At 52.8% G+C, this 17,740-nt stretch carries 16 protein-coding genes; 6 read left to right on the top strand and 10 right to left on the bottom strand.

Annotated elements, in window-relative coordinates; all coding sequences use genetic code 11:
• The first annotated feature begins 76 nt into the window (after window positions 1-76).
• From F556_RS0118890 to F556_RS0118865, 6 genes are all read left to right on the top strand, one after another.
• Complete coding sequence (locus F556_RS0118890) at window positions 77-430, top strand: PadR family transcriptional regulator (RefSeq protein ID WP_020618556.1); 354 nt, start codon at window positions 77-79, stop codon at window positions 428-430.
• 1 nt (window position 431) lies between these two features.
• Window positions 432-1,097 (top strand): permease prefix domain 1-containing protein, encoded by a 666-nt coding sequence (locus F556_RS0118885; protein ID WP_211222617.1) that lies wholly within the window; start codon window positions 432-434, stop codon window positions 1,095-1,097.
• On the top strand, window positions 1,094-1,654 hold the full coding sequence (locus F556_RS0118880; RefSeq protein WP_020618554.1) for a DUF4825 domain-containing protein: 561 nt from the start codon (window positions 1,094-1,096) through the stop codon (window positions 1,652-1,654). The genes F556_RS0118885 and F556_RS0118880 overlap by 4 nt, the downstream gene beginning before the upstream one ends.
• Window positions 1,655-2,053: 399 nt before the next feature.
• A complete protein-coding gene (locus F556_RS0118875; protein WP_020618553.1) occupies window positions 2,054-2,494 on the top strand; it encodes a MarR family winged helix-turn-helix transcriptional regulator in 441 nt (146 codons plus the stop codon).
• A gap of 6 nt (window positions 2,495-2,500) precedes the next feature.
• A complete protein-coding gene (locus tag F556_RS0118870) occupies window positions 2,501-4,132 on the top strand; it encodes an MDR family MFS transporter (RefSeq protein WP_040717156.1) in 1,632 nt (543 codons plus the stop codon).
• 171 nt (window positions 4,133-4,303) lie between these two features.
• The gene (locus F556_RS0118865) at window positions 4,304-5,101 is read left to right on the top strand and encodes an SDR family oxidoreductase (protein ID WP_020618551.1); all 798 of its coding nucleotides are present in this window, start codon (window positions 4,304-4,306) and stop codon (window positions 5,099-5,101) included.
• Window positions 5,102-5,512: 411 nt separating this feature from the next.
• Here the strand turns inward: F556_RS0118865 and F556_RS0118860 are convergent, their stop codons facing one another.
• From F556_RS0118860 to F556_RS0118815, 10 genes are all read right to left on the bottom strand, one after another.
• Window positions 5,513-6,019, bottom strand: coding sequence for a hypothetical protein (locus tag F556_RS0118860; protein WP_020618550.1), 507 nt, complete (start codon window positions 6,017-6,019; stop codon window positions 5,513-5,515).
• Window positions 6,020-6,225: 206 nt separating this feature from the next.
• Complete coding sequence (locus F556_RS0118855) at window positions 6,226-7,692, bottom strand: NAD(P)H-binding protein (RefSeq protein WP_020618549.1); 1,467 nt, start codon at window positions 7,690-7,692, stop codon at window positions 6,226-6,228.
• Window positions 7,692-8,117: a DUF2203 domain-containing protein gene (locus F556_RS0118850; RefSeq protein ID WP_020618548.1), complete on the bottom strand. Its 426-nt coding sequence runs from the start codon at window positions 8,115-8,117 to the stop codon at window positions 7,692-7,694. The genes F556_RS0118855 and F556_RS0118850 overlap by 1 nt, the downstream gene beginning before the upstream one ends.
• Before the next feature lie 158 nt (window positions 8,118-8,275).
• The gene (locus F556_RS0118845) at window positions 8,276-9,547 is read right to left on the bottom strand and encodes a polysaccharide pyruvyl transferase family protein (protein WP_020618547.1); all 1,272 of its coding nucleotides are present in this window, start codon (window positions 9,545-9,547) and stop codon (window positions 8,276-8,278) included.
• 119 nt (window positions 9,548-9,666) lie between these two features.
• Window positions 9,667-10,386 carry a PIG-L family deacetylase gene (locus F556_RS0118840; RefSeq protein ID WP_020618546.1) on the bottom strand — a complete coding sequence of 240 codons (720 nt, stop codon included), beginning with the start codon at window positions 10,384-10,386 and terminating at the stop codon, window positions 9,667-9,669.
• Window positions 10,387-10,419: 33 nt separating this feature from the next.
• Entirely contained in the window at window positions 10,420-11,442 is a 1,023-nt protein-coding gene (locus tag F556_RS0118835; protein ID WP_020618545.1) for an LCP family glycopolymer transferase, read from the bottom strand.
• Window positions 11,439-12,818, bottom strand: a complete 1,380-nt coding sequence (locus F556_RS0118830; protein WP_020618544.1) for a sugar phosphate nucleotidyltransferase — start codon at window positions 12,816-12,818, stop codon at window positions 11,439-11,441. Before F556_RS0118830 ends, F556_RS0118835 begins: the two co-directional genes overlap by 4 nt.
• A gap of 349 nt (window positions 12,819-13,167) precedes the next feature.
• Window positions 13,168-14,109, bottom strand: coding sequence for a UTP--glucose-1-phosphate uridylyltransferase GalU (gene galU, locus F556_RS0118825; RefSeq protein ID WP_020618543.1), 942 nt, complete (start codon window positions 14,107-14,109; stop codon window positions 13,168-13,170).
• Window positions 14,110-14,203: 94 nt separating this feature from the next.
• Window positions 14,204-15,685, bottom strand: coding sequence for an MOP flippase family protein (locus F556_RS0118820; RefSeq protein WP_020618542.1), 1,482 nt, complete (start codon window positions 15,683-15,685; stop codon window positions 14,204-14,206).
• 896 nt (window positions 15,686-16,581) lie between these two features.
• Window positions 16,582-17,715, bottom strand: a complete 1,134-nt coding sequence (locus F556_RS0118815; protein WP_020618541.1) for a glycosyltransferase family protein — start codon at window positions 17,713-17,715, stop codon at window positions 16,582-16,584.
• Window positions 17,716-17,740 lie beyond the last annotated feature (25 nt).

The raw sequence follows: 17,740 nt of genomic DNA, 5'->3' as shown, positions 1-17,740 counted from the left end.
ACCTATTCCATACACAGTACCTTGACACACATAGTAATATGCGAGATAATGCTCTCACTGGAGGTGCAGAACGCCCGTGAAAGAGCAAACTATCAGCAGTGAGCTGATTCGAGGACATATTGATACCATCATCCTTCGCATTCTGGACGAGGGCGACAACTACGGCTACGAGATTATTAAGGCGATCTCGCTTGCCAGCCAAGGGGAATACGAATTGAAAGAGCCCTCCCTCTATACCAGCCTGAAAAGATTGGAAGCAGGCGGCCTCATCGCCTCGTATTGGGGGGATCAGAGCCAGGGGGGCCGGCGCAAATATTACCGCATTACAGCCGCAGGTCAAACAGCTTATCACAAGGCAGTAGCCGACTGGCATTATGCCAAGCAATTGATCGGCAAGCTGATCGAAAGGAGCACAGCAGCAGATGAGTAACTTGAAGCAACATGTTGACAATCTGTTTCGGGGGTATCGGGAAACCGCGCAAGTTAGAGATATGAAAGAAGAGATCCTCGGCAACCTGGAGGCCAAGACCGCCGACCTCATCGCACAGGGATGGGATGAAGAGGACGCGAAGCATCATGCGGTCGCCAGCATCACCAGTATCGACGGGTTAATGGATGAAGAGGTCAAGATTGCAATGAAACCTTTTCTGCTTGATCTGACGCAGTGGACGCTGATCTTCCTGCTCTTGGCCTGGATTATCGCCATTCCTTCTCGCGCGGTTGGAGCTGGCGTACTGGCTCAGCTGGTCATTATGATCAGTCTGATCTGTGTAGGCTGCTGGTACGTGATTCTCCTGCTCCTGATGCGTCACAATTCGGATGGTCTGCGCCTCGTCCATAGAGGAAAACTAACCCGAATCGTGCGTGTGGTCTGGGGACTGTGGATCGTGTTTCTTCTCATCTGCTGGCTGGATGTGACAGGCATGCTTTTTGCGAGCAATATCTGGTTTGGACGCCCGATTGAGATTAGCGGCCCCTATCAATTCGCCGTTATCGTCTACCAATATATCCTGCCACTGCTCAGCTTGATCGTTCCACTCAGCGCACGGACGGCGCTACGGATTTTGCCACGTCACGAGAGAGGCGGGATGGCATGAAGAAGCGTACATGGATCATAATTAGCCTGCTGGTGATCGCCGTGAGTCTGTTTATTTTCGTAGAGGGCGTCTATATCCCCGATCAGGAAGCACAGCGGGAGCAGTATCAGGCGGAGCAATTAAATCCTTTAACCCACCATTTGGATGAAGTCCTTCCTTATCAGCATCCCTATATGGGCAATGCGGGCAATCTCAGCAATCTGTTCTTTCACTTGCCTTTGCAGGATCTGTCTTTCACATTTCAACTGTATCCTGATGAGCTGACAGCCGCGTTGATCTTTGACACGTCTGCTGCGCAGGTCGACCAGCTTCATCTGCAGCGTTCTCTCATCTATAACTCAACGGCAGCCTTCGCTCTAATCGATAACCTCGAGACACTGAGGTACACATTCTCGGATGATACCTATATTGTAGAGCGTTCGGCAGTAGTCCGTCAGTACGGTGAACTCTCAGCATTGCTCGAGCCTCAGATTTGGCAAGCCACGGTGCAAGACCCGTTGAAGAACTCTGCTCACGAGCAAGAGCTATGGCGTGATCTCGTCCAGCTTTCAAGCTAATCTATAAGAGGTTGTTCAAAAAGCCCGCTTTTGATCACGAAGTGAATCAGGATGCATATTCGACATCGAATATTGAATGCAGTTGGAACTTCCGGTGCTCACGTAGCTTTCACTACGCTCCGCTCCTCATTTCCTCCTGCCTCCAATCTTCTCGGTGCTGAAAACCAAGCTTTTTGAACACGCACGATAAGAAATCTTGTGTCCCCACCCGAAGCGCATCAGCCAGCAGCTGACCTGCGAAAAAAGGTGGGGATTTTGTATTGACTTTTCATATGAACCGGAGTAAAGTACATTACATGTTAATTGTTTAGGACTAAAATATATTCCCTTAAATGTTTAGCACATAAATGATTGACTACTTATCTAAAAGATTAATGATAGTAGACAGGAGGCTGACACATGCCCACAACTGAGCAGTCGCTGGAACTGTTCCGACTGTTCAAGACGCTCATCAAGAAGGCCAACGACGCTTGGAACCGCAATAGTCCGGATTCCTTAACCATCAGCCAATTCCGGATGCTGCATATCCTTGCCAGTCAAGGAAAACATAAAGTAGCTGAGCTTGCAGACCTGCTGCAAGTGACTTCAGGTGCTGTGACGGGTATGGCTGACCGGATGATCCGTTTTGGATTGATCACCCGCTTCCGTGATGAGGCGGACCGCCGTGTAGTATACCTTGAGATTACGCAAGAAGGTATTCGACGCAAGGATGAGCTTGGAACCATCTATCACACGCTATTTGCTCGTGTCTTCGAACAAATATCCGAAGAAGACAAGGCGCATTTACAGCGGATTTTTACACATATGCATGATTTGCTGGAATTCACAGACAAGGAGTAGGTTATCATCGAACATTTATCATCACGACAAAAGCTGCTGATCATGCTCGCCATTATGGCAGCCATGTTTTTTGCAGCGATTAACCAGACGATTGTCAGCACGGCGATGCCGCGGATCGCTTCCCTGCTTAACGGTATGGAGCTATATACGTGGGTCATCACCATTTATATGCTGACCTCCACCATTGCTACCGTCCTTGTCGGCAAGCTCTCTGACATTTACGGTCGCAAACCTTTTCTACTGATGGGGATTATCTTCTTCATGATTGGGGCTTTCCTATGCGGAACCTCCACTACGATTGGGCAAATGATTCTGTACCGCGGTATCCAAGGTGTTGGCGGCGGGATTATCATGGCGACAGCCGTGACCGCCGTTGGTGACTTGTTTGCTCCGCGTGAGCGGGCCAAATGGACCGGCATGATGATGGCCATCTTCGGCTTCTCCAGTGTACTCGGCCCGACGTTGGGCGGCTGGATGGTCGACCATATGAATTGGGAATGGATCTTCTGGATCTTCCTGCCGATCGGTATCATTGCCTTCGCCATGATCTGGAAGCTGTTTCCCAAGCCTGTTCGCAACTATAATGAAAAAGTCGACTATTGGGGCTCACTGTTCCTGTCGCTTGCCATCATTCCGCTCTTGTTAGGCTTTACCTGGGCCGGCACTGAATATGCATGGCTGTCATGGCAGATTATCGGCTTGTTCGGCGCTACTGTGGTCAGCTTGATCCTGTTCATACTCGTCGAGCGCAAGGTCCAAAGCCCGGTTCTGCCGTTGTCATTATTCCGCAACTCCGTAGTGACGATCTCCAACATCGCCGGTTTCCTGATGGGTGCAGGCATGCTGGGCGCATTGATCTACCTGCCGTTCTTCGTCCAAGGCGTTGAAGGCATCTCGCCTACGTATTCGGGGTATGTAACCATGCCAATGTCGATCAGTATGATTATTCTGAGTGCCTTGACTGGTCGTTGGATGACCAAGACTGGCAAATACAAGCGTTTTGCCCTGCTCGGCATGGCAATCATGACGATCGGGATGGTCATCATGGCATACATGGACAATATTCCTGTCGCCATCGTCAGTATGATCGTCTTCGGTATCGGACTGGGCTTCGGGATGCCTGTCTTCACACTGGCCGCCCAGAATGCCGTTCCGCCAAGTGAGCTCGGTGTAGTCACCGCTTCCTCTCAGCTGTTCCGCAACATGGGCAGCACCATCGGGATTGCGGTCATGGGCTCCATCATGATCTCGCGGATGTCGCACAACATTACGCAGGCCATGAGCAATATCGGCGGCGGCAGCTCTCCGGCAGCTGATCCTGAGACCATGCAGCAGCTGCAGCCCTTCCTGGACCCACAGCTGCTGACCAATCAGCCCGAGCTGGAGCGGCTGACAGCAGCCCTGCCTGCAGACCTGCAATCCGCTGCCATGCAGATGATTGGCATGGTGCGCGGTGCCTTGAGCGATGCGTTGACCGTCGTCTTCCTGACAGGCTCAGGACTGTTGGTTGTGGCATTCATTCTCGTCGCCTTTCTGAAGGAGATTCCTCTTCGCACCGCAGAAGCCCCAATGCAGACGGAGACGGAACGCGAGAGCAACAGCAGCGTATCGTCCCGTCCGTCCATGAACGAACTGTAAGCTTGCACTGAGCAAGAGCAAGAGAGCCCCGCTCTCTTGCTTTTTTTGTTGGCCGCAACTGGAAATGATGTGAATACAGGTCCGGATTATTGCTTCATGTAGGTGGGAAAGGTTTAAAACATCTATAGATGTTCGAGAAACCCTATACACGACAAAAAGGAGTGAATGAACATGGGTAACGGAAAACGCGTAGAAGGCAAAGTAGCAGTCATCACCGGAGGTGGTTCTGGTATCGGTAAAGGCGCGGCCTTGAAGTTGGCCGAGCAGGGAGCCATCATTTGCATGCTGGATCGCACGCTGGACAATGCCAATGAAGTGAAGTCTCAGATCGAAGAGGCAGGCGGCACGGCTGATGTATTTGAAACCGATGTCTCCAAGCCCGAGATGGTTGAGAAAGCGATGAAGGACGTCGTGGACAAGCATGGCCGCATCGATATCCTCTTCGTCAACGCAGGCATTAACGGCACCTGGGCACCGATTGAGGAACTCACGGTCGAAGAATGGGATATGACGCTGGGCATTAATCTGAAAGGCACGTTCCTGACCGTCAAATACGCCGTACCTTATATGAAGGAAAACGGCGGCGGCAGCATCATTATCACAAGCTCCGTCAACGGCAACCGCATCTTCTCCAATACCGGTGCAACCGCCTACAGCTCGAGTAAAGCGGGCCAAGTCGCCTTTATGAAAATGATCGCGCTGGAGCTGGCACCATCGAAGATTCGCGTGAACGCCGTATGTCCGGGCGCCATCGATACCAATATCGATGATAACACCAACATCTCGCCTTCGCTGGAGAAGGTCAAGATGCCGATTGAGTATCCAAAAGGCAGCCAACCGCTAGAGTTCAAGTCCGGAACAATCGAGCAGTGCGGCGACCTCGTGCTGTTCCTGGCCTCCGAAGAGTCGAGCCACATCAGCGGCGTCGACATCTACATCGACGGTGCAGAATCGTTGATGCGGGGATAATGGCAAACGAAGCAGCCCACCTGGTGATTGTGCAGGTGGGCTTTTTGTGAATGGGAGAGAGTTTCCAGACCAGGATTCAAAAACAAGTCTTCTAGCGAAGTCCTAACGAGGATGAGCCATTGGGTGAATATGGTAGATGTTCGATAGGTTGGATGGTTATGGTGCATATGTTCCGTTATTCGCTTCATATCGGGGGTTCTGCCGGGTTTACGGAGCATATTTTCCGTTATTGGCTAACTAACCATTGGTTATTTGATGGATTGCAGCGAATAGCGGAAAATAGACGCCATATAATTGATTTCATGCGCAATACAGACCGTTTAGCGGAAAATATGCTACCTATCATTTGAAATCGTAGCGACGCTCTCGTACAGTGCCTTAGTGTTTATTTGCACTCGCTTCGAAATTGTATTAAGGAAACAGACTCTCCGCATCCTCTATCACAATATTCCCGTTCTCACTCAACCCAATCGTTCTAGGGGACAACTCCAGCAATCGACCAACCAATTTGTTCAATTCATTGTCCGAGTAGGGATAGTTATACCAATTGTAAGTTTTTCCATCTAAATCCAATTCCCTCCGCCAGTACCCTTCATGGTCCCCAAGCATCTCTTTTCCACCGTATGTGAACCAATACTTCCAAAAGATCACCCGCGTGAGCTGTTTCATCTCTTGTAATGCAGATTCACTAATCTGGAGTTTGCTATGAAGAGTTGTTCCAGAATGGATTAAGTAGAGATTCATATGTCCCGAGGTGGATAAGGTTAACTCGATTTCGGGATTATAAGCTTCCCCACCCTCCTGAACGATACGTAGATTGATCAGCTCACCATCATTAAATTTCACCAAAAAGTACAAGCCAATAAAAATTATGAGAACAGATAAAAACAGGATCGCGGAGGCCACAAATCTTTTCATAACCAATTCTCCTCATTAGTTAGATACTAGCCTCTATCCTCTAACGCTTGCCCTGAGGCTTATTGGGCCGATTTCTGCCTCTTAATTATTCTAACGCTTGCCAGGCAATGTTAGCACCTATATTTTACGGTTATTGCAAACAAAAAAAGACCCATGCCAATTGTTCTTCACAATAGCACAGGTCCCTTCAGAAAAAGCGCCAACCCCTACCCCTTCAAACGCAGCAAATGGCGCCGGTACAGCCACATGACGAGCAGATGAAGCTTGGCCTGACTGTATTTGTAGACCACCCAGGGCAGGGAGGGCATGTAATCGTGGATGGCGACGACGCACTCGCGGGTGCCCTCAATCTGTACGAACTCCAGGCGGCCGCTATGCACGTCGGACAGCTTGGCGAATGAGCCGCCGGAGATCCGGTAGCAGGCATAGCCGGGCCCGCTGGACTCCGCATCATAGGTCAACTGGAGCAGGGGCTTGCGGAATCCCAGCAGATAGAGGCGGCTGATGTCGCCTTCCCGCTCCGCACGAAACACGGGGCCCGCGAACCGTGACAGCCACTCCACATAGTAGCCGCCGGCCCATGCCGCATTCTTGCCCGGCGGCAGGATGATCCGCTGCACGGAACGAACATCGGAGCGGGCGACGCGTTTGGCTGCATCAGCGACACTGGAGGTCGAGCTCTCCTCTTTCTTTTTCTTCTTTGCTTTCTTCTCCTGCTCCCGTTCCTCCTCCAACGCCTGCTCAGCCGCCTCCCGGAACGGAATTTTCCCATCGCTTAGCCCTTCCACGTGGTGCTGATTGCTGGCAACCATCGGATGGATCAGACTCTCAATAAGCGGATAGGCCATCGCTTTGGGCGTACCCGTCACCAGGGATACCCAGAGCCGCGATAAGTGGACGGTGAATAGTGGAAACGGTAGGAAGCGAAGCTTGCGTCCAGCCAATTGCGCCGTCTCATCCAGCATCTCAGCATAGGTGAGCACATCCGGGCCGCCTACATCGATGATCCTCCCCTCCAGGTCCGTGCGGCCGATACTGCCCAGTAACGCCTCCACGACCTCGGACAAGGCAATGGGATGTGTTCGGGTCCGTGTCCACCGCGGCAGAATCATGAACGGCAGCCGGCGCACCAGCTTGGAGAGGATTGGGAATGAAGATCCCTGCGGCCCAACGATCAGTCCGGCCCGAATCGTCGTGACCGGCACGCCGAACGAGCCGAGGATCTCCTCCACCTCCAGGCGGCTCCGCAAGTGACGGGAGAGCTCATCCTTCTCCGTATCCGGCGGGATCATCCCGCTCAGATACACAATCTGACGAATGCCGTTCTTCTGTGCGGCCCTGGCGAAGTGCGTAGCCAGGATGACATCCATGTCCTGAAAGGTTCCCTGGGTCAGCTTGGCCGAAGGCATCATGGAGTGCAGCAGGTACACCGCATAGTCGGCTCCAGCCAACCCTTTCACGGCATCATCAGCTGCATAAAAATCACACGAGCGCCAGGTCACATCATCCGTGTCCTGGCGCTCGTCTCCATTGCGGGAGAGGGCAATCACATCTGCATCGGCCGTCAATTCCTTCAGCAGGTTGCGACCGATATACCCGCTCGCCCCCGACAAGGCGATGACAGGTCTTCGACGTTGCTGCTCCTCCCCGTGATCAGAGGAATCTATACGCATCACGTTTCTTCCGGCAGCGGCTTGCGGCCGCTGTAACCATCATGCCAGCCGTGATAATGGGTAATCCGCTCCTCGCCTTCCTTCCAACAGATCAGCACTTCTTGACCATCGATAACCGCCGGGAAGTCAATCAGGCCGGGACTAATCATTTTCAGAAGGACACCCTTGCGCGCAAAGTTCGCGATCTGCACCTCAGCTTCGATTTGAAGAAAGTCGAGGCGGGCTTCCAGTTCAAAGAAAGGATCCGCCGCTCCACCGCCCTTTACTCCTGCCGCCTGCGTCTGTTTGTAACGCGCTTTAATCTTCTGCAAGTCGACATACTGCTTCTGCAGCTCCTGGGTAACAGCCTGCACGACCTGCAGGTCATGACACAGCTCCGGGAGCATCGCGGTTGCTTCTTCCAACGTAAACCGTTTTTGAACCATCTGCTAATCACTCCTTTAGCGGTCGTTCATACCGACCTTTTTTTGGAACGCGCATGGATACGGCTCTCTTACCCAAGTGTATAGAATCAGGGGCGAGTTGGCTACTCTACAATGACGAGCATGCAGGGGAGCGCGGACAACTTCTTACGTGTCGGCTCTTAAGCGCCCGCGGCTTGAGGCGCCGGCTCCCCTTGCATTTTTCCCGCCGTTTCGGCAGCAGTGACGTGAGCCATCGCATCGACTGGCAGATCATTGAACACTTCATTGAAAATGTTCACTTCACTCAACTCGTCCATCTTGGCACGAATCTTGGCGGCCTCTTCCTCGCGATGATCAATCATCTGGTCGATTGCCATCAGAATCGTACGCTCAGCATGTGCGAGGTCGCGTACATCAAAGATGTAATCGCTCTGCCCGAAGATACCCAGCAACTCCTTGTACTTGGTTGCCCAGCCAAGCGCCAGCACCGGGATGCCGTTCTTGTAGGCGTGAATGATGGAGTGGTAACGAGAGCCAATAATGAAATCAAACTGATTTAGAATATGATGGATTTCGATACAGTCATATTCCTTCTCCAGCAGGACGACGCGGCTCTGCTCCGGATAGCGCTGCTTGATTTCTTTGCAGATCTCCAGGTCCTCGGTAGAGTGACGCAGCAAGTAGATATGCTTGCCTTTGAGCAGCAGCTGATCCACCATTTTTTGATACAAGTTAATCATCTCTTCACGCGAACCGTACTTCATTGTTTTGACGTTCGGAATGATGGCTACAGAGCCATCCTGCACCTGCACGGGCTCGCTCATCTGGTATGAGCCAGGCTTGAACAAGTGATCGATGTTGAACTCGCTTCCCTGCAGCACGATGTCCACCGATTTGTGAAGGTTGTCCCTTGTATATTGGCTCATATAGCGCTGGCCCTCAAATTCACGGGCATAAATCCGTTTAGGATAACTGATATGCTTGCGAATGAGCGACGGAATAATCATCTTGTCGATGCCTTTGTAGTTGAACGGGCCAAACGATTGTGACATCAGCACCATCGGAACATTGTATTTTTTGGCCAGCATGATGTTAGCCATATAATTGAGGGAGTGACGGAAGCTGAATTGGGAGGATAACGCAAATCCGCTGATATCAATCATCAGATCTGTATCCTTCAGCATAGCCTCCATTTCCTCGCGGTTGACGTTGACATTCGACGCCTTCGGCATGAGTTTACCGAGGAAGCCATACAGCCCGCCAATCATCTCCAGTTTGAGCTTTTTGCCAATCCGCAGCAGGTGGAAGTTATAATTTTTATCCTTGTCCTGGCAATTAACAATGATTTCTTTGCCCGGAAACCGGTTGCGAATTTCGTTAATGACTGTGAATGTCATGGCTTGTGCGCCTTTATTTTCCATTTGACCGCCAACAATTAAAATTTTCCCCATAACCATTCCCCTTCAAATAATGTTCTCTTTTACCGAACTTGCTCGAAATTATGCTGTATTACCCTTGCCTTCGAAGCGTTAAACATATTTCTTATGATCATGCAGACCAGATTGTTCGTTCATGGCTTATGATAATAAGAAACGGGTTTAGCAATGGCTGCATCGAAATGGGCTTTGACCGAATGATAGCCGATCGCGAATTGTCCACGGGTTGGCTCCCATTTCTTATACTCCTGCAGGGCGTTAACGACCTTGTGCTTGTTCTCTTCCGAATACTCCTTGTGGAGGATCATCCCACGCTGTGCCTTGCGAGCCTGACGCCGGTTATACGGCTCTACGTACAAGCGCAGGTCTTCAATTGCACCGCTGGCCAGAAGACGACGGGCCGCATGTCCCATATTGGCATGGTCCCGATGATTGCCACCAAGGTCCGTGAAGGTCTTCACGCGCGCTCCTGGATAACGTGACAGATACTCCTGAAGCACGGCTTCACAGCCTTCGACAGTAGAATCCCCATCGCGCATCGCACCTTCTGCATAATGAATATGCGTCTCGGGTACTCCCAGCGCAAGACACGCCCGCATGAATTCGTCATTACGGTAACGCATCAGCTCCTCTTCCTCCATCAGCGTGTAATCCTCTTCGGCTGGAGCATGGAACCGTTTGTGCAGATGGCACCGCTGCTCACCGCGGAGGACCTTGCGAACAGACGAGGTCCTGCCGTCGGTATAGAGGATGACGTGACATTCATCGCCGTGATCCAGATGATTACGGATCGCTGCGCCGAATGTCAGACTCTCGTCATCCTGATGCGGCACCATGAACAAATTGATTTTCATACGTCGTGTGTTTCCTTTCTCTGAGGGCTTCGGTTACGGCTGCAAGTGAGAGGCTAGCTTGTCATGCATCCGCTGACGTTCGGCCTCTTCTACTATATAATAGTAGATGCCATCTATATGCTTGCCAGAGCCCTTGATCTCATCCTTATAGATATCGCTCGCTTGCTTGCGGTAATTGTTGTAAATATCCATGATGTCATCCATCGTGAGATTGGTCCGCGTATTCTCCTCAACTTCCTTCAGGATATCCGGGATCTTCGTAACCGTCGAAATCCGTTTGGCACGCTCGATCAAGTCGGACAAGACCAACTGCTGCCTGGCATTTCGGCCAAAATCACCACGCGGATCGTCATATCGCATGCGGGTGTACATCATCGCGTCACGGCCATCCAGATGGATCGGCCCTTCCGGATAGGTCACTCGCTCAAAGCGGAACTCGAAAGGATTGTCGATCTGCACACCACCAAGAATATCGATGATCTGAACCAAGCCTTCCATGTTCACCTTGACATAGTAGTTGATGGGCACACCGAGGAAATCACTTACTGTATCGATAGCCATTCGGGTTCCACCAAAAGCGTAAGCGTGATTAATCTTATCCTCTGTCCCCCGACCAATCAGCTCCGTACGCGTATCGCGAGGAATATTGAACATGAGGACCGAATTCTTCGCAGGATTCACGCCCAGCACGATAATGGTATCGGAGCGGCCCCGGTCACCCATCCGTTCATCCACGCCCATAACGAGTAGGGTAAACGGCTCTTTGTTCTTCAGATCGACGGGTCCATGGACCAGTGTACTGCCCTGAACCACTGCGGGATCGATCAGTCCCGGCTCTGCCTGATTGACTGTATCCACGACATCGTCCACCCCATCGTCTTCGGCAGCGGACGCGGTTGCCCGCGGATCATCGGCAAGCGCAGGCGGCTCCAGCGGCTCGTAGATGGCTGCTACGGTATCTTTTACCGAATCGTACATCTGGAACAAATAGATACCAACGGCCAGTCCAATCACACTGAAGGCTGCCAGCGTGCCATAGATGATCCGCCGCCTCATGATGGCATCCTGCCCGATCCACAGAGATCCTCCAGGTCTTCCCAGCTCTGTACATGCTCCATCGCTTCTTCCACGCAATCCAGGATGCTGCCCTTCTGAATCTCGATCATTTCCATATCCGTGACAGCCTTGATCGCATGGTACTCATTGGCCGGGATATGGAACACGTCACCCGCTTTGACCGAAATGATTTCTTGGCCTCGAACCAGCTGTCCTTCACCGCTGATGATCGTCCACGTATCCGCCCGCAGGCTATATTTCTGATAGTTCAGATGCTTGCCCGGCTTGAGGCCAATCCGCTTGGTGAGCACCTCGTCTGCATCCTCGTACTTTGCATAATCCAACACACGGTACCAGCCCCATGTCCGCTCCTCATACATCGGCATCTGGCCCGGCAGCACCATATCCTTGATCTTCGGACTGGCTTGCTTGTCAGCAACCAGGATTCCGTCCGGGCTAACCGCAACGACAGCGTCAGAGATACCAATGACCGTAACCGGAATATCCAGCTCATTAATCAAGTGCGTATTGTGGGAGTCTTCGCAGATTGCGCCATTGCCCATCTGTTGCACACCCATGTTCTCGGTCAATGTATTCCAGGTGCCAAGGTCCTTCCAGTAGCCGTCGTAATCAATCGCGACGATCTTCTCTTCCTTCTCAACCACTTCGTAGTCAAAGCTGATTTTCGGCAAATCCTGATACTGCTGCGACAGCTCCTCGTACTGGACAGGCCAGCCCTTCGCCATCAGCTTGGTGATGATGTATTCGAGCTTGAAGGCAAATACGCCGCAGTTCCACAGTGCATCCTCAGCAATGAGCGCCTGGGCCTTGGCTTCGGTCGGCTTCTCCGTAAACCGGCTGACAGTGCGGTAGTCCTCCGTCTCGCCTTGCCCGCCGGGTACGATATAACCGTACTTCGAGGAAGGATAGGTCGGCTTCACACCCATCAGCGCCAGATTGGCTCCGGACTGGTGCAGCGACGTCTCCAGCGCCTTGATTCGCTCGAAGAAATGATCTTCGACATACGGATCGACCGGCAGGATACAGACCGTCTCATCGAGTCCCACTCCTTGAACGGAGTACAGGTAGGAAGCCGCCAGCGCGATCGCCGGGAAGGTATCGCGGCGCTCCGGCTCGGCCACGATCGGCACGTCACCCAGCTGATTTTGCATAATATCAACCTGCAGCTTACTTGTTGCAATGACCGCTTCCTGATCCAGGCCGGCGGCCCGAATCTGGCCCCAGACCCGCTGGACCATGGATTCCATCTGCCCCTTGTCGTTCTCCAGCACCTTCAAGAACTGCTTGGATCTTGCATCATTGGACAGCGGCCATAGCCGTTTGCCCGAGCCTCCAGACAACAATACGAGTTTCATAGAATCCCCTCCTTGTGGTTGTCAAAAACACGCTTTTGATCACGATGTGTGCCTTTCAGGCTGCCCTCAAAAAGAAAGCCTACAGTCACGGATCGATCTTCCGATCGCTGTTGTCCCCAGATTTCTTTGATTTTTACCCCTTTTAGGGGTGAAATCCGGGGACGGCATATGCTTTCGAAGCTAGCTTTTCTGCGAAAAGCTTTCAGGCGAACGCTTCGCAGCGTATGCTTCCGAAGTCGCTTTCTTTCAGAAAGCGTGGACCAGATTCGATTCCGTGCCTCTCCGGCCTTTTGAGGGCAGCCAGACCTTTGTAGCTCTTTCGACGTCAAATTTTTGATCTTGATTTATGTTATACAATCTTGAGTTTGGCTTCGCGTTCGCGCTCTTTGAGGATCGCCTCGATTTTGTTCTCGACTGGCTGGGTGCGGTCTGCCACGGCTTGCTCCAGGTAGTTCAGGAGATCGCCACCCAGATCTTGACGCATCAGCGCAAAATCAATATTGGCCTTCAGATAGCCGATCTTGCTGCCCACATCATAGAGCTTGCCTTCGTAGCTGAAGCTGTACATCTCCTGCAGGTGAGCCAATTCCTTGAGTGCATCGGTCAGCTGGATTTCACCGCCAACACCGGGTTGAATATGCTCCAGAATATTCATAATTTCCGCATCCAGAATGTATCGGCCAATCATAGCCAGATTCGACGGCGGGTTCGTCTTCGGCTTCTCCACGAGGTTAGTGATCAGCTCCAGTTGATTCGATACCCGTTGGCCTTCAATGACACCGTAGCTGCTGACATCCTTCCACGGTACTTCTTCAACGGCAATGACGCTCGCTTCGCGCTCGTCATACACATCCATCATCTGCTTCAGGCACGGCACCTTGCTGTCGATGATCATATCGCCCAGCAGGACGGCGAATGGCTCGTTGCCGATAAACTTGCGTGCACACCAGATGGCATGTCCGAGACCAAGCGGCTCTTTTTGACGGACACAATGGATCTCAACGAGGTTGGTAACTTCGCGGACGATGTCCAGCAGTTCATTCTTGTTCTTATCCTCCAGGTCGGCTTCCAGCTCAACATTCTTGTCGAAGTGGTCCTCGATCGACCGCTTGCTGCGGCCTGTGACGATGATGATATCCTCAATCCCCGAATCGATCGCTTCTTCGACGATGTATTGAATGGTCGGCTTGTCTACAATCGGCAGCATTTCCTTAGGCATCGCTTTGGTAGCGGGCAAGAATCGTGTTCCCAGACCGGCAGCCGGGATAATCGCTTTTTTGATCTTTGACATGGGATCGCCTCCTAGTGGTTGATGGTTCTCTTACTCCAGACGCTAATGGTTTGGAGAGGGTTTTGTTTATGATCAAATCTTAATGCTTCTCATTTTAGGAAGAAGGCGTAACACTCTTCTTCTTGCCGACTTTGCGCTTGAGCATATCCTTGGCAAACTGCACGGCCTCCGGCACGAATGCAATCACAACCACGCCATACAGCACCATGCCTACGATGACTTGAACGATAAAGTGCGGTACGCTGCCAAGCAGCAATTCATACAAGTAGTTGAACAGCAATACTCCAGCCAGCATCGCGCTACCGCATAGCAGTCCCGGCATAACGCTCCGCAGGTAAGCGGACAAGCATGGCCCCACCATTTTCTTCACTGCATAGGTGTATTGAATGCCGAAGAGCAGCACCTGCACCAGGATGAAGGAGAGGGCAACACCGACACTGCCATAAGCCAGGCCGCCGATGATGAGCACAGGCACTTGGATCGCCACGTTAATGAGCGTGTAACGGAAGTAGATATCCGCTCTACCCTTGGCTTGAAGCAATGGCTGAATCGGGATGATCATCGAGCGGATGAGCATCATCACGCCGAGAATCTGAATGAGCGTCACACTTGGCAACCACTGGGCGCCGAATACGAACGGTACCAGCACAGGTGCGGTAACAACAATGCCGAGGTAGATCGGTGCGTTAAGCATCGTCACCCCGTTCAGTACTTTCAGGAAGCCCTCACGGAGCTGCTCCAGATTATTTTGCATTTTTGCAAACAACGGCAAGGCTACGGTATTGACCAACGGACCAATCTTCTGATGCGGCATGATGACCAGTTGGAAGGCGAAGGAGTAATAGCCTAACACCTGAGCGCCGAACAGGCGGCCGATGATCAGATAGTCCAGGTTGGAAATCAGCGACTGCAGCACGTTGGACGACATCTGATAGACGCCGAAGCTGAGATACCCCTTCAGGTCAGCTCGTGCAAAGTGGAATCGCGGTGTCCAGATCCGCCATCCGATGGCCACCAGGCCCAGCGACCGAACCAGCGCATTTGTCAGATGGGAACCAATCAACGCATAGACGCCATAGCCGAAGTACGCGCCGAGCACAGCGACAACAAAACCAGAGGTATAGCCCAAGATGTGAATTTTGGCGATGTTGTTGAATTTGAGCTCCTTGCGGAACATGACCTCAAACTGCTGACCGAAGGCCGGGAACAAGCAGAGCAGCGACATCCACTGCACCAGATCGACCAGACGCGGTTCATCATAGAACCCTGCGACCAGAGGCGCGGATAGGAAGATGATCAAACAGAGCAGCGCGCTCGTTCCGACATTGAGAATATACAGCGAGGACAAGTGATTCTTCGTCACATCTTGACGATGGATAATCGCATTGGAGATGCCCATATCACTGAAATTAACGGCTGCCGCTACGACGACCATGATCATCCCCATCAGTCCGTAATCTTCGGGACTCAGGAGACGGGACAGGATGACGAGCTGCAGCATTTGGATCACAATCGAGATTAATGTGGACAAGCTGGACCATTTCATCGCAGCTATGCCTTTGCCTTTTAATGACATGGTCTCCGGGCTCCTCCTAAATGCTTGGTGCGATAAGGTCTGCGGTGGGCGGGCGGCTGACCGGTCCCTCCTGGATACTCATCTACCTCGCTAAAACTTTACTTGCTTGCATGCGGTCTGGACCGCTAGGGTGCTCCAGCTTATCTTGCCGTACCGGGCTCCGCCGGTGCAGCGGGCTGGAAGGAAAGTAGATCGCCTTTCAGCTGGTTGAATCGCTTGAGTAGCAGGCTGTAAGTAAAGAAAGTTTACTTGTAGCCTTGCAATCGCTGAAGTGGGGAGATCCAAGTACAGAAACTTTACTTGCAGCAGCGAAATCGACGGGTTGGCGAGCTCTAGGTAAAGAAATTTGCCTTACAGCGCCGGGATCGGCGGGTCAGCGAGCTCTAAGTAAAGAAATTTGCCTTACAGCGCCGGGATCGGCGGATCCGCGAGCTCTAAGTAAAGAAATTTGCCTTACAGCGCCGGATTCGCCAGATCAGCGAGCTCTAAGTAAAGAAATTTGCCTTACAGCGCCAGATTCGACGGATCAGCGAGCTCTAAGTAAAGAAATTTGCCTTACAGCGCCGGGATCAGCGGGTCAGTGAGCTCTAAGTAAAGAATTTTGCCTTACAGCGCCGGGATCGGCGGGTTGGTGCGCCTGGTTGCCAGTGTAAGAACTATTACTCGTACCCCGCATTGGCGGGGCCGCTTGCTGGACCGGCCAATTGGTGGGCCCCGGCCAGCCTCACAGGGGCGCCACTACTCCAGCCCCACTTGATAGCGTGCCACTACCCTGGCCGCACAGCACTACTCCTGCCTCGCTTGACCGCGCCACCACCCTGGCCGCGCAGCACTACTCCTGCCTCGCTAGGCCGGGTCACGACCCTGGCCTCGGCCGGCCAGCTCCGCTGTCAGCGCTACAAGCTGCTGACAAAATCGAGCAAGCGCGTCGCCTTGGCGTCCCAGGCGTGGCTGCGGGCCAGGCTGCGGACGCGTTCCTTGTCCTGCTGCAGCGCCAGCGCCTGCCGAACCTTGCCGGGAAAATCGCCGCTGTCCCGATAGAAGTGGAGGAAGTCCTCCTGGCGGCGCAGCAGCTCCGGCGTCTCTGTCACGACGACGGGCAGTCCCGCTGCCGCATACTCGTACAGCTTCATCGGGCTGCGGCCGCGGTTGGCGGAGTGATCGCTGAGCGGCAGCAGCGCCAGATCCGAGTGATGCAGGAAATCCGGCATCCGTGCGTATGGCTTGGCGCCCAGTAGATAAGCATTGGAGCAACCACTGAAGTAAGCTTCATCTTCAGGGGTATGTGGACCAATGATGACCACGCTGGTCTCCGGCTGCTCCTGCGCCAATCGCAGCAGCGCCTCGCGATCAAGCCGCTCATCGAGCGCTCCCACATAGGTAGCGCGGGGATGCGGGATATTCCGCAGCTCCTCCGGTTCATCCGCACAGCTGGCGAAGTGCTCGAACTCTACGCCGTTTTCCAATAGCAGCGTCGGAATCTGCGGATTGTAGCCCTGCAGCTCCTCGAGCACTGGCGATGACGTGGACACGAGCGCTTGTGCATCCGCCAGGATCGCCGCTTCCGCTGCGGCGATGCTCGGATTGCCTGTCAGCTTGCTGTACAGGTCCGTTGGACGATAGACCGTCACCTTGGGCTTCACCAGCTTCTCCAGTCCGACGAAGCTCGGTTGGTCAATAAACAGGATATCTACCTGCTCCATCCCATTCTTGCGAAGCAACTGCTTCACGGATGGGACCATCCAGTTCTTACCCGTGCGCTGGAAGATGGGTCCGGCCATCTTCCAGGTGAACCACGAGAGCGGGACCGAGTTGATGAGACGCGGAGATGCGTTCTTGCTGCGCCCGGTCAGAATCCGGAATCGCTCACGGTAGTCCGGGTTGCTCAGCTTGAGCAGGTGAAACGGCGTAATCGGCGTACTCACATGGAGAACGGCATGTCCCAGTTTCTCCATCTCTCTGGCCAGATGATGCGACCCGACCACGAACGGTCCGCCCATATACGTATGGCTTGCGAACATAATATTCATCTGCTCTGACCCCTCTTTTGTATAA

The organism is Paenibacillus daejeonensis DSM 15491 (assembly GCF_000378385.1).
GTDB classification, from domain to species: Bacteria; Bacillota; Bacilli; order Paenibacillales; family Paenibacillaceae; genus Paenibacillus_D; species Paenibacillus_D daejeonensis.
The sequence above is the reverse complement of the archived record's forward strand: the minus strand, read 5'-3'. Positions and strand labels throughout refer to the sequence as shown.